Consider the following 12704-nt stretch of genomic DNA (forward strand, 5'->3'; position numbering starts at 1 on the left):
GACTGGGGCTCGTGGGACGGCCGCTTCAACGCGCTGACCGCGGATGTGTGCCGCCGGCTGCTGGCCGTGATCGATGGCGGCGACGAGTTCGTCTGCGTTCCATTGCAGGGCTCCGGCACCTTCGCGGTCGAGGCCGCGATCGGCACGCTGCTGCCGCGCGACGGCAAGCTGCTGGTGCTCGTGAACGGCGCCTACGGCCAGCGCATGGCGCGGCTGACCGCGGTGATGGGCCGCGCGGTGCAGGTGCTGGACTTCGGCGAGGCGGCGGCCGTCGACCCGGCGCGCGTCGCCGACGCCCTCGCCGCCGACGCAGCCATCACCCACGTCGGCGTGATCCACTGCGAGACCAGCACCGGCATCCTGAACCCGCTGCAGGCGGTGGCCGACGTGGTCGAGCGCGCCGGCCGGCGCCTCGTCATCGATGCGATGAGCGGCTTCGGCGCGCTGCCGCTGCCGGCGCGCACGCTGCGCTTCGACGCGGTCATCGCCAGCAGCAACAAATGCCTCGAAGGCGTGCCCGGCATGGGCTTCGCGCTGGTGCGCGAGAGCGCGCTGGCGCAGGCCGAGGGTCGCGCGCATTCGCTGTCGCTCGACCTGCACGACCAGTGGCGCTACCTGCAGAAGACCGGGCAATGGCGCTACACGCCGCCGACGCACGTGCTCGCCGCGCTGGCCGCCGCGCTCGACCAACATGACACCGAGGGCGGCCAGCCGGCGCGCCTGGCCCGCTACCGCGACAACTGCGAGGCGCTGCTGGCCGGCCTCGCGCGGCTCGGGCTGCGCAGCTTCCTGCCGGCCGCGATCCAGGCGCCGATCATCGTCACGGTGCATGCGCCCGCCGGGCCGGGCTGGAACTTCAGCGATTTCTACGAGCGCGTGAAGGCACGCGGCGTCGTGCTGTACCCGGGCAAGCTGACGGCGGTCGAGACCTTCCGCGTCGGCTGCATCGGCGCGATCGGCCGCGCCGAGATCGGGCAGGCGATCGATGCGATCGGCCATGCGCTCGACGAGATGGGAGCATCGGCATGAACCAGGCCCCCTACCGCCACACCCGCCGCTACCAGGGCCCACTGCAGGCCGTCATCTTCGACTGGGCCGGCACGCTGGTCGACCACGGCTCGTTCGCACCGACCCAGGTGCTGATCGATGCCTTCGCCGGCTTCGGCATCGAGATCACGCTGGCCGAAGCACGCGTGCCGATGGGTCTCGCGAAGTGGGACCACATCCAGGCGCTCGGCCGGCAGCCCGGCGTGGCCGCGCGCTGGCAGGCGCGCTTTGGCCATTCGATGGGCCGCGACGACGTCGATGCGCTGTACGCCGCCTTCATGCCGCTGCAGGTGGAGCGGGTCGCGCAGTACTCGACGCTGATCCCCGGCGCGCTGGACGTCGTCACCGCGCTGCGTGCACGCGGCCTGAAGCTCGGCTCGTGCTCCGGCTACCCGCGCGTCGTGATGGACCGGCTGCTGCCGCACGCCGCCGCGCAGGGCCTGAGGCTGGACCATGCGGTCGCGACCGACGACCTGAAAGCAGGCGGGCGGCCGGGGCCGTGGATGGCGCTGGCCAACGTGATCGAGCTCGGCATCGGCGAGCTCGCCGCCTGCGTGAAGGTCGACGACACGGTGCCGGGCATCGAGGAAGGCCTCGCGGCCGGCATGTGGACGGTCGGGCTGTCGCTGTYGGGCAACGAGACCGGGCTGACGCTGGCGGAGCTGCAGGCGCTGGCGCCGGACGAGCTGCAGGCGCACCGCCGCCGGGCGGCGGCGAAGCTGGCGCAGGCCGGGTCGCATTTCGTGATCGACAGCGTCGCCGGGTTGCCCGCGGTGCTGGAGGCGATCGAGGCGCGACTCGCGCGCGGCGAGCGGCCGTGAGCAGCGGACGGCTCGCGATCGTCGGCGCGGGTGTCGTCGGCCTGGCGCACGCCTGGGCCGCCGCCCGGCGCGGCTGGCGGGTCAGCGTGTTCGAGCGTGATGCGCAGGCGGTCGGCGCCTCGGTGCGCAACTTCGGCCTCGGGCTGGTGCTCGGCCAGCCGGCGGGCGAGATGCTCGAGCTGGCACGGCGCAGCCGAAGGCTGTGGCTCGAATTGCTGCCAGCCCTCGGCACCTGGTACCAGGCCGAGGGCAGCCTGACGGTGGCCCGCAACGCGGCGGAATGGGCGCTGCTGCAGTCCTTTCATGCGCTGAAGGGCAGCGAATACACCACGCAATTGCGGACGGCCGCGCAGGTGGCGGATCGTTCGCTGAACGGCATCGGCGCGCTGTGGAGCCCGCAAGAGATCGCGTTCGAAGCCCGCGAGGTGATCCCCGCCTTCGCGCGCTGGCTCGCCGAACGGTACGGCGTCGAGTTCCATGTCGGGACACAGGTGCATGCCATCGAGCTGCCGCGGATCGAGACCTCGCGCGGGCGTTTCGCGACCGACCGCGCCATCGTCTGCAGCGGTTCGGACTTCCAGACCCTGTACCCCGCGGCCTTCGCACCGCTCGCGCTGCAGCGCTGTGCCTTGCAGATGCTGCGGCTCGCGAACCCGGGGCCGCGCTACGGGCAGGCGCTGCTGACCGGCCTGTCGTGCCTGCACTACCCGTCGTTCGCCGGCGTCGACGGGATCGACGCGCTGCGCCGCCGGGTGCAGCAGGACACGCCGGCGCTGCTCGAGCACGGCATCCACCTGATCGTGCAGCAGCTGGGCGAGCGCGGCGAGCTGGTGGTCGGCGACTCGCATCGCTACGGTGGCAGCGTCGTGCCTTTCCAGGATGAGCAGGTCGACGAGCTGCTGCTGGCGCTCGCCGGCGACCTGCTCGGGCAGCCGCTGCGCGTGCTGCAGCGCTGGCAGGGCGTGTACGCGAGCGGGCCGCGGCCGTTCGAGGTGCTGAGCCCGGCGCCGGGCGTGCAGGCGGTGGCGATCACCGCGGGCGTCGGCATGAGCATCGCGCCGGCGCTGGCCGAACGGGTGATCGCGGCATGAGCGGCGTGCTTCCGCTGACGCGCAGCGCGGGTGTGTCGATCTGGCTGCAGATCGAGAAGGCACTCGCCGACGACATCCTCGGCGGGCGCGTCACCGGCAGGCTGGCCAACGAGCTGGCGCTGGCCGATCGCTTCGGCGTCAACCGCCACACCGTGCGCCAGGCCGTGAAGGCGCTGGCCGAGCGCGGGCTGGTCGAGGTGCTGCACGGCCGCGGCACCTTCGTGCGCGAGGAGGCGATCGACTATGCGCTCGGCCGGCGCAGCCGCTTCGCGCACAGCCTCGCGAAGGCGCGGCGGGTCGGCGCCAGCCGGCTGACGCACGACGCCGAGCGGGTGCCCGAGCCCGAGGTGCTGGCGCTGCTGGAGCTGCCGGCCGGCAGCCGCGTCGTGCAGGTCGATTCGCTCGATGTCGTCGACGACAAGGTGGTCGGCGTCTGCACGCAGTATTTCCCGCTGCCGCGATTTGCCGGCATCGCGCAGGTCTACCGCGAACTCGGCAAGACGCACCTGGCGCTGGCGCGGCTGGGCGTCGACAGCTTCGAGCGGCGCCTCGGCCGGGTGACTGCGAAAACGCCGGAGCGGACGGTGGCACGCCAGTTGAAGCAGCCGCCGGCGACGCCGATCCTGGTCGTCGAGAGCGTCTACGTCGACGCCGCGGGCCGGCCGATCGAGTACGGCATCTCCCGGTTCAACAGCGCGATGGTGCAGGTGGTCGTCGAGCCGTGAGCAATCACCCGCTATCGGCGTGACGTATGGCACAACCGGTTGCATCCCGCCACCGGCGGGGGGGCGGTGGTAGGCTCAAATGCGTTTCCAATCGCGTCTCCCATTGCCCATCCGAACGCCTGCGCCCCCGATGCCTGAAGAAAACCGAGTCCCGACCGCGAGGCCTGCGAGCGTCGTGTTCGCCCGCATCCGGGAGTTCGGCAGCTCATCGGTGACCGAGCAGGCGACGCTGAAAGCCCGGCTGGAGTCGCGCGCCGCAGCGGCCCTGGACGCAGTTCCTGCCAGCGAGCGCGTCGTGCTCGACGCCCGCGACGGCATCGCGATCGTGATCACCGCCGATCCGCTGGTGGCGTTCGACGTCGCGCAGCGCCTGGCCCGCAAGAGCCGCAGCCGGCGCACCGTGGTCGGCTTGAACCACGGTGCCGTCAAGCTGGTGACCGACGCCCAGGGCGGGCCCGCGCTGATGGGCGACGGGCTGAGCACCGCGGCGGCCATCGCCACCTTCGCCAAGCCGGGCCGCATGCTGGCCACCCGCAGTTTCCGCGACGCGCTCGATGTCAACTCGCCGGGCGCGGCGCGCCGGCTCGAGCTGGCCGGCACCTCGATCGACGACCAGGTGCGCACGCACGAGCTGTTCGCGATCAACCCGCAGGCGAGCCTGCAGTACCAGCGCCGGCTGCTGCTGGGCGGCATCATCGGCAGCGCGCTGCTGATCGGCGGCGGCATCGCGGTGCGCTGGGGGCTGGACGAATGGCGCGAGGCGACCCAGGGCGCGGTGATCGTGTTCGACGTGAAGCCGCAGGCCGAGGTGTCGGTCGACGGCGAGCACAAGGGCAGCACGCCGCCGCTGACGCAGATCGAGCTCGCGAGCGGCCCGCACACGCTGGAACTGACCGCGGCCGGTTTCCCGCCGTACAGTACCGAGGTTCAGGTCGCGCCGGGCGAACGCATCACGATCCAGCACCGCTTCGTCGCGGCCCCGAAACCGGCCAAGCCGGTCAAGCAGGGCAAGTCGGGCTTCTGGCAGGACCTGCGCCGCCGGCTCGGAAACTGAGACGCCGTGAACTCTCCAGACACCATCATCCACACGCACGTCGACCCGCGCCTCCCGTCGCAACTGGGCCGCTACCGCATCCAGTCGGAGCTCGGCCGCGGCGCGATGGGCGTGGTGTACCGCGCGCATGACGAGCAGCTGGGCCGCCCGGTCGCACTGAAGACGCTGTACATGGGCGAGGATGCCGCCGCCGAGCACGCGGTGCGCTTCCAGCAGGAGGCGCGCGCCGCCGGCGGGCTGAACCACCCGAACCTGGTGACGGTGTACGACGTCGGCCGCGACGGCGACTGGGCCTACCTCGCGATGGAGCTGCTCGAGGGCGTGGAGCTGCGCGACCGGCTGGCGAGCAGCCGGGTCTCGCTCGCGATGGCGGTCGACATCGTGCGCCAGGTGGCGCTGGGCGCCGGCGTCGCGCATGCGCAGGGCGTGGTGCACCGCGACATCAAGCCGGCCAACATCATGCTGGTGCACGGCCGGCACGCGAAGCTGATGGATTTCGGCATCGCGCGCATCCCGACGTCTGACGTGATCACGCAGACCGGCACCATCCTCGGCTCGCCGAAGTACATGTCGCCGGAGCAGATCGCCGGCAACGACATCGACCACCGGGCCGACATCTTCTCGCTGGGCGTCGTGCTGCACGAGATGCTGACCGGCACGACGCCGTTCAACGGCGCCGACGTGAACCAGCTGATGTACGCGATCGGCCATGCCGAGCCGGCGATCCCGAGCCGGCTGAACCCGGACGTGCCGGTGGTGCTCGACCTGATCGTCGCGAAGACGCTGGCCAAGCAGCCGGCCGACCGCTACCAGAGCGCCGAGGCGCTGGCGGCCGACCTGCTGGCCTGCCGCAGCAGCCTGTCGGACCCGAGCGCCGACGAGGCCGCCGACGGCGAAACGCCGCCCGGCGCCGGCGTCTCGATGACCTCGTTCACGCCGCTGGCGCAGAGCTTCGCGACGACGCAGTCGATGACGCGCGCGTCGTTCGCGCCGGACATGGCGCTGCTGTCGGTGTCGCGGCGTTTCGATTCGGAGGCCGCCCTGGTGCGGCTGCGCGACGGCGACCTGCTCGCCACGCCGCCCCCGCCGCGCCAGCGCTGGCGGCGCGGGCCGTGGCTGCTRGCGGCGACGCTGGCGGCCGCGTTGTTCACCAGCGTGGCGATCGTGATCGGCTAGCGCCGGTGACGGCATGTCGATGGCCCGGCGAGCGCGCATGAATCGACGAACCGCTTTCTCGGCGCTGGCGCTGTGCGCGCTGGCCCCCGCCGCCCCGGCCCAGCAGGTGCTGCCCACCGTCACCGTGACGGCCACCCGCACCGAGACACCGCGCTTCGACGTGCCGGCCTCGATCGACGTGATCGATGGCGACACGCTGCGCGACGGCCGGCTGCAGGTCAATCTTTCTGACGGCCTCGCCGGCGTGCCCGGCCTGCAAGCGCGCGACCGGCAGAACTACGCGCAGGACGTGCAGATCTCGGTGCGCGGCTTCGGCGCGCGATCCACCTTCGGGATCCGCGGCGTGCGGCTCTACGTCGACGGCATCCCGGCCACGCTGCCCGACGGGCAGGGCCAGATCACCAACGTCGACCTGAACTCGGTCGAGCGCATCGAGGTGCTGCGCGGGCCGTTCTCGGCGCTGTACGGCAATTCGTCGGGCGGCGTGCTGCAGGTGTTCACCGAAGAGGGTGTCGGCCGGCCAGCGTTGAGCTTCGGCGTAGCAGGCGGCAGCGACGGCGCGATGCGCACCAGCAGCAAGCTCTCGGGGGCCGAAGGCCGGCTGAGCTACCTGCTGAGCGCGAGCCATTTCGAGACCGACGGCTACCGCGACCACGGCGCCGCGCGGCGCGACATCGGCAACGCGAAGCTGGTGTGGCGCGCGGACGAGGACACGCGATGGAGCGTGGTGCTGAACAGCGTTGCGCTGCCGTTCGCGCAGGATCCGCTCGGGCTGACGCGGGCCGCGTTCGATGCGAATCCGCGCAGCGCCGATCCGGTCGCGACCGATTTCGACACGCGCAAGACCGTCTCGCAGACGCAGGCCGGCATCGTGCTCGACCGGCGGGTGTCGGCCGACCACGCGCTGCGGGTGATGGTGTACGGCGGGCACCGGCGCACCGAGCAGTTCCAGGCCATTCCGGTGGCGACGCAGGCGAACAACGCGCTGCACCCCGGCGGCGTGATCGACCTGCGGCGCGACTACAGCGGCACCGACTGGCGCTGGACGACGAAGACCGCCGTCGCAGACCGGCCATTGACGCTGATCGGCGGCTTGGCCTACGACCGGCTGCGCGAGTTGCGCCAGGGGTATCTCGATTACACCGGCGATGCGGCAACGCCCCAACGCGGCCAGCGCGGGGCGATGCGGCGCGACGAGACCAACTTCGTCAGCAACATCGACCCCTACCTGCAGGCCTCGTGGCAGCCGGCGGCCGACTGGACGCTGAACGCCGGTGTGCGGCACAGCCGCGTGCGCTTCGAATCGCACGACAACTACATCGTGGGTGCCAACCCCGACGACAGCGGCCGCGCCGACCACCGCGCGACGCTGCCGGTGCTGGGCGTGCTGTGGGCCGCGAGCCGCTCGGTGCACCTGTATGCGACGGCCGGCAAGGGCTTCGAGACGCCGACGCTGAACGAACTGAGCTACCGGCCGAATGGCGCGACGGGATTGAACTTCGCGCTGCAGCCTGCGACGAGCCGCAGCCTGGAACTCGGCGTGAAGAGCCGGCTGGACGGCATCGGCGAGTTCAACGCGGCGGTGTTCCAGACTCGCACGTCGGACGAGATCGTCACGCTGACCAACACCGGTGGGCGATCGACCTTCCAGAACGCGGGCAGCACGCGGCGCAGCGGGCTGGAACTCAGCGCCGTCGCGGCGCTGCCCGAGCCATGGAAGGCGCAGGCGGCGGCCACCTGGCTCGATGCGCGCTACCGCGACGCGTTCATGACTTGCGCCGCCACGCCGTGTGCCGCACCAAACGTCGAGATCGCGTCGGGGCAGCGCATTCCAGGCATCGCGCGCAGCAGCTTGCAGGCGAGCCTGGCGTGGGCGCCGCCGCAGGGCTGGCGCGCGGGGGTCGACGTGCGGGCATTGAGCAAGGTGTTCGTCAATGACATGAACTCGGATGCGGCTGGCGGGCAGGCCACCGTCGGTGCGAGCGTCGGGCATGTGCTGCCCATCGGCGCCTGGCAGTTCAGCAGCTTCGTGCGGGTCGACAACGTGTTCGATYGCACCTATGCGGGGTCGGTGATCGTCAATGAGGGCAATGCCCGCTATTTCGAGCCGGCGCCGGAGCGCAATTGGGTAGGTGGCATCACCGGCCGCTACGCCTTCTGAGCATGGGCGGTCTTTGAGGCGCCCGGCGGTCGCTCAGTTCGGCCCCTGGATGAAGTAGACACCCGGAACGTTTTCCCATTGCGGCAGAGAGCCGCAAGTGAATCCGTTCTCGTTGTAGAAAACCGTCATGCTCCGGTTCGACAGCTTGGCTGCCAGCAACGTCGCATAGACCGTCTTACATGCGGCCGGCAGCATGAAGAAGGAGCCCTGGGCTCCGATCGAGCAGATCTTGTGGATCGGTGTTGCGTCTTTCAGCGCCACCACCACCGCCCCGCCTTGGTCGACGCCCAGGTAGTCGACCAATCCGGTGCATGCGTAGTTGGCCCAACTGGCCTGCGTGGCCAGCGACAGAGCGACGGCCATTGCCGTCCGGAATCCATGCTTCATCACATCCTCCTTTGAATTGAAAAACTGGCAGCCATCACAGTTCACAGGCCGGAGCGCGGAACCGGGTGATGCCCAGTGAGGGTGGCGTATCGCGCATGACTGCGGAGAAAATCCGCAGGCTGTGCGGTGCTGTTCGCCGTCCCAGCCACATACCCATTCCTCTTCGAAAGCACACATGAAACGTACCTGTCTGAAGACCTTCCGCGCGGCACGAGTTGCTTTGGCCGCCAGTGCCGCGTTGGCAACCTTCGGCGCACAAGCGCAGGTCCAGGCTGCCTACGTGACCGGCACCGTCGTCGACACGACCAGCACGCCCGCCGGTTACCTGATCAGGCTGGACGCCGGGCGCCCGACCAACTGCAACGGTGCGCCTTTCGGTTGGATGCTGATCAAGAGCGAGAACAAGGCAATGATGGCGACGGCGATGATGATGTTCGCGCTGGGCAAGAAGACCGCGACCGTCTACACGACGGGCATCGGGACGAGCGGGCATTGCGAGGTGGATCAGTACGATCCGGTGGAGTGAGCTGAGGTCGACGCGCCCCCAGAAAGCGCTCCGCGGGCTTCCCGACGCCCGCTCCTCACCCCTGTTTCCGTCACCTCGACAGCCAGATGCCTTTGATGTCTTGTTGACTCGTGCAACCCGCTCCGTCGGAATACCTGACAAGAACCGATTTCTGCGTCGTGATGGCCGTCATGATGACGGCGAAGACTGGTTTGAAGTCGGGGCTTGACTGCGCGATGGTGCCAACGCCACCTTCCTGGTAATTGACCCACAGGATGGAGTCGCCCACATAGAATTTCACCGGCGTCAGGGTGCATTCTATGTATGCATAGGCGTTCAGCGGTGCGATCTGCATGACCAGTCCTGCGATCAAGCAGGATAGAAATGTGATCGGTGATTTGATGGGGATCATTGAAATTCCTTTCATTGAGGGATGGGACAGTCCGCTCTCGGGATGCTCATCAAGAGCGAGAACAAGGCGGCGGTGGCGACGGCGATGATGATGTTCGCGCTAGGCAAGAACATCGCAGCCGTCTACACGATGGGCATCGGGTCGAGCGGGCAGTGCGAGGTGGATCAGTGCGATCCGGTGAAGTGAAATTGGCAGTTGGGCTGATCACTGGGGACGCCACCGTGATCGACCACCCGACGACCGACCCGCCCTTCAGCACTAGTCGCCGGGATGAATTCCCGTAGAGCGAAGGTCTTGCACAATCGCAACCAAGCCATCCTCCATGCTATCCGTGTCTCTCCGCAAAACAACATCTGCGGGATAGGGCAGATTCAGCGTAAACGTGTACTTGCGGGTTGGCCGCTCCCCATCGACCTTAAAGATGAAGTAGCCCCGCTTCGTTTCACAAATTCGCTCAATGAGGGGAAGCAAATCAGTCCAAGCTTGCGCCATCGACAAATCGACACCCCATTCGGCCGCAAATTCTTTGAAGTCAATTGTATTCATTTAGAAGCCCTGCAGCGCCTTAGAAATTGCTCGAACATCTTTCAACTCACCAGTCGCAACGCGATCTACCACATTCCAGATCAGCGCCTGTGGCGGTCCATTCACGCCATTCCGGGAGATCAGCGACTCAACTGCAGCAACAGCCGTTCTCTTATTCCCATTCTCAAACAGATGTCCGCCCGCGATATCACGAATCACGGAGGCCATCTTGTTATAGAAACCATCATATCTGGACGCATTCGCCAGAACGTTGTCGACTTCCCGGTAGGCAACACCATTTCCGAAAGTTCGATTGAGTGCCGAGATTTCCTCTGCCGACATGCCAATTTTAAAACCACCCAGCCCCTTTGCAGCAGTAGCCAACTCCTTGACCACAACCGCTTCAGTACGAGCTTCCCCACCGATGCCAAGCGTCAATAGACCAATCGTCGCCTCTGCCCTCTTATAACCATTGAAATTCTCATAATAACCCGTCAACGGATTCAGGTTGTCCGTAGTGAACAGTGCAAGCGGCGCGACCATGTGCCCTGCAATCCGGCCAACGAAATTGTCCACGAAGAAATTCGGAGAGGAGCTGATGGTAGCCCGGTCGCCTCCCGCTGAATTGATCCCGCCGGCAGCCAAACTGATGTTGCTCTGCTCAGAATATCCGCCCATAAAGGCCATCGATGAATCGGCCGAAGGAATCCCGCAGGAATAGCACCCGACGTTCCCGCCGAAGACCGAGTAGGTCGCCCCATAGCTGGCGACCGGGAGGCCGAGGTTGTAGTTGCCTCCTGACTGCCCCCAACTGAACGACCAGGATCCATTCGAATAGCTGGCCCCTGAACTCCCATAGGTGCTCTCCGCACCCCACGGATCAAAACCCGACGGATCCGTCATTCCGAGCGGATTGTTCAACACATAGCTGTAGCGGTTGTAGCTACCTGTCGCGTCTGGATAGGTGATCTGCGGATCCGCACTCATGAAGCGAGCCAGCGCGGGGTCATACACGCGGCCGTTCATGTTGATCAGCCCCACCTCGTCCATGTGCTCATGGCCGGTGAAGCCACGATCCGTATTGATCGGGATGAGTTGCCCGTTGGTGTCGGTCACACCATTGCTGTTGCGCCGCTTTCCGAACGGCTCGAAGGCCAGGTGCTCGACCGCGCTCGTCGAATCGCTGATGGCCACCACGGAGCCCAGGTGATCCCTGTGCCAGTACTGCGTCGTGGTGTTGGCGACGCTCGTGCACGGGTTCGATGTGCAGACGATCAGCGCGAAGGCAGGACCACCCGCGCTGATGTAATGCTTCATCTTCGTACCTGAAGCGCCGGTTTCTTCTTCGTAGAACAAACCTGCCCCGGCGCTCGGATTGATATACACAGTGCTCCGCTGCGGCACTCCACTGCGCGAATACCGTTCCACCGTCCGCTCGTGCTCGGCGTCGTAGAGGAAGCTCACCTCCGCCCCAGCGGAACTCACGCTCCGCACCATGTTGAATGCGGTCCATGCCACCGTGCGGCCGGCGCCGGATTCGAGATTGCCGTTCACGTCATAGGCGTAGCGCGGCGCTGCTACTCCATTGACGGACCCGCTCACACCCGCCACCGCGTGGGGGCGCTGGCTTCCCTGCCCGCTCGTGTTGTAGAGATAGGTGTTCGTCACACCGGCCTCTGTGCGAGTGGTGATGTTGCCGATGGCGTCGTAGCCCCAGCCCATCACTTGCGGAGTGCTCAAGGCGCCGCCGGAGCGCGTTTCACTCGTCAGCCGGTTCAACTCGTCGTGAACATAGGTCAACGTGATGCCGGCGCTGACATCCAGCCGGCTGTTGATGTTCCGATTCAGGTCGTAGCCATACACCAAGTTGCTGACCGTGCCGCTCGACCCTGCTTGGCTGGTCTTCAGGAGCCCATCCGGAAAGTAGGTGTTCGTGGTGACCAAGTCGTTGCCGTACTTGAACTCGAGCGGCGCACCGTTCGGGTTCTGGCGCTGCAGCGTCCACAGGGCGAGGTTGTTGCGTGCATCGACGACCTGCCGCAGATAGCCGCGCGCGGTATAGACATTGTTGATCTGAAGGCCGGTCGGATACGTCCGCGAGCTCACGCGTCCGGTGATCGCGTCATAGCCCGTGCTCGTGGTGAAGACCTTGTCATTGGCAAAGGTCGTGACAGTGCTCGGGCGACCGAGGTCATCGTAGTAATGCCGGCGCGCATAGCCGTTGCCGGCCGTGGCCTCACAAAGCCGTCCGATCCCCGTCTTGCAAGGGGGAGAACCATCGGCGTACGTCCTGCTGTCGAAGTACCAGTTGCTCTTCAGGTCCGGCTCGCTGCGTGCGGTCTGGCGGCCGAGCTTGTCGTAGGCCATGGTCACCCACCCCGCCACATCGGATGCGGTGGTACCCACATCGGAAATGGCTGGGCAGGCGATCGGCACCGCACCACCTCGCAGCTTCTGATCCTGCTGTGCCTTCTGCTGGCCGAGTGCGTCATAGCAATAGGCCACGACGCCGAGGTCCGGGTCGTACAGCGCAGTCTTGCGCCCGCGCGAGTCGTACGAGATCGAAACGACGTTGAAGGCAGCGTCGGTGGTTCGCACCAGATTGCCCAGCGGATCGTATTCGCGAGTCAGCCTGCCCTTTTTGTCGGTGATGCTCTCGAGCTGCCCGGCCGCATTCTTGACGTAGACGAGCGGATTTCCCTTGGCATCGCTCACCGTGGTGGTCAAGCCGTTGTACGAGGTGTCGATCGAAGCCGGGCCACCCGCTGCGTTCAACTCGAACTGTCGAGTCACGCGGCCC

The 12704-nt window shown here is 67.2% G+C and carries 13 protein-coding genes; 9 read left to right on the forward strand and 4 right to left on the reverse strand.

Going from position 1 to position 12704, the window contains the following annotated elements:
- The 7 genes from AC1D15_RS06720 to AC1D15_RS06750 form a co-directional block, all read left to right on the forward strand.
- A partial coding sequence (locus AC1D15_RS06720; protein ID WP_477825388.1) for a 2-aminoethylphosphonate--pyruvate transaminase occupies positions 1-1029 on the forward strand: 1029 nt, incomplete at its 5' end.
- Positions 1026-1868 (forward strand): phosphonoacetaldehyde hydrolase, encoded by an 843-nt coding sequence (gene phnX, locus AC1D15_RS06725; protein ID WP_477825389.1) that lies wholly within the window; start codon positions 1026-1028, stop codon positions 1866-1868. The genes AC1D15_RS06720 and phnX, both read left to right, overlap by 4 nt.
- The gene (locus tag AC1D15_RS06730) at positions 1865-2959 is read left to right on the forward strand and encodes a TIGR03364 family FAD-dependent oxidoreductase (protein WP_465113640.1); all 1095 of its coding nucleotides are present in this window, start codon (positions 1865-1867) and stop codon (positions 2957-2959) included. The genes phnX and AC1D15_RS06730 overlap by 4 nt, the downstream gene beginning before the upstream one ends.
- Entirely contained in the window at positions 2956-3684 is a 729-nt protein-coding gene (phnF, locus tag AC1D15_RS06735; protein WP_465113641.1) for a phosphonate metabolism transcriptional regulator PhnF, read from the forward strand. Before AC1D15_RS06730 ends, phnF begins: the two co-directional genes overlap by 4 nt.
- 175 nt (positions 3685-3859) lie before the next feature.
- Positions 3860-4738, forward strand: coding sequence for a PEGA domain-containing protein (locus AC1D15_RS06740; RefSeq protein ID WP_477825390.1), 879 nt, complete (start codon positions 3860-3862; stop codon positions 4736-4738).
- A gap of 6 nt (positions 4739-4744) precedes the next feature.
- On the forward strand, positions 4745-5914 hold the full coding sequence (locus AC1D15_RS06745; RefSeq protein WP_477825391.1) for a serine/threonine-protein kinase: 1170 nt from the start codon (positions 4745-4747) through the stop codon (positions 5912-5914).
- A gap of 37 nt (positions 5915-5951) precedes the next feature.
- A complete protein-coding gene (locus AC1D15_RS06750) occupies positions 5952-8075 on the forward strand; it encodes a TonB-dependent receptor family protein (RefSeq protein ID WP_477825392.1) in 2124 nt (707 codons plus the stop codon).
- Between the two features lie 33 nt (positions 8076-8108).
- Here the strand turns inward: AC1D15_RS06750 and AC1D15_RS06755 are convergent, their stop codons facing one another.
- Positions 8109-8462, reverse strand: coding sequence for a hypothetical protein (locus AC1D15_RS06755; protein WP_477825393.1), 354 nt, complete (start codon positions 8460-8462; stop codon positions 8109-8111).
- A 175-nt stretch (positions 8463-8637) separates the two neighbouring features.
- On the opposite strand from AC1D15_RS06755, the gene AC1D15_RS06760 reads away from it, so the two are divergent.
- Positions 8638-8988, forward strand: a complete 351-nt coding sequence (locus tag AC1D15_RS06760; RefSeq protein WP_477825394.1) for a hypothetical protein — start codon at positions 8638-8640, stop codon at positions 8986-8988.
- 70 nt (positions 8989-9058) lie between these two features.
- Here the strand turns inward: AC1D15_RS06760 and AC1D15_RS06765 are convergent, their stop codons facing one another.
- Entirely contained in the window at positions 9059-9379 is a 321-nt protein-coding gene (locus tag AC1D15_RS06765; protein ID WP_477825395.1) for a hypothetical protein, read from the reverse strand.
- 42 nt (positions 9380-9421) lie between these two features.
- Here AC1D15_RS06765 and AC1D15_RS06770 point away from each other — a divergent pair, with 42 nt between their 5' ends.
- Positions 9422-9565, forward strand: a complete 144-nt coding sequence (locus AC1D15_RS06770; protein ID WP_477825396.1) for a hypothetical protein — start codon at positions 9422-9424, stop codon at positions 9563-9565.
- A 72-nt stretch (positions 9566-9637) separates the two neighbouring features.
- Here the strand turns inward: AC1D15_RS06770 and AC1D15_RS06775 are convergent, their stop codons facing one another.
- A complete protein-coding gene (locus tag AC1D15_RS06775) occupies positions 9638-9925 on the reverse strand; it encodes a hypothetical protein (RefSeq protein ID WP_477825397.1) in 288 nt (95 codons plus the stop codon).
- On the reverse strand, positions 9926-12619 hold the full coding sequence (locus AC1D15_RS06780; protein ID WP_477825398.1) for an RHS repeat-associated core domain-containing protein: 2694 nt from the start codon (positions 12617-12619) through the stop codon (positions 9926-9928).
- Between the last annotated feature and the right edge of the window lie 85 nt (positions 12620-12704).

The sequence above is a fragment of the Rhizobacter sp. P2_H2 genome (genome assembly GCF_056403375.1).

What these genes read in the sequence shown, in the direction of transcription:
- phnF (WP_465113641.1), top strand. Translation starts at nt 2,956, where the DNA reads ATGAGCGGCGTGCTTCCGCTGACGCGCAGCGCGGGTGTGTCGATCTGG.
- AC1D15_RS06755 (WP_477825393.1), bottom strand. Translation starts at nt 8,462, where the DNA reads ATGAAGCATGGATTCCGGACGGCAATGGCCGTCGCTCTGTCGCTGGCC.
- AC1D15_RS06760 (WP_477825394.1), top strand. Translation starts at nt 8,638, where the DNA reads ATGAAACGTACCTGTCTGAAGACCTTCCGCGCGGCACGAGTTGCTTTG.
- AC1D15_RS06765 (WP_477825395.1), bottom strand. Translation starts at nt 9,379, where the DNA reads ATGATCCCCATCAAATCACCGATCACATTTCTATCCTGCTTGATCGCA.
- AC1D15_RS06770 (WP_477825396.1), top strand. Translation starts at nt 9,422, where the DNA reads ATGCTCATCAAGAGCGAGAACAAGGCGGCGGTGGCGACGGCGATGATG.
- AC1D15_RS06775 (WP_477825397.1), bottom strand. Translation starts at nt 9,925, where the DNA reads ATGAATACAATTGACTTCAAAGAATTTGCGGCCGAATGGGGTGTCGAT.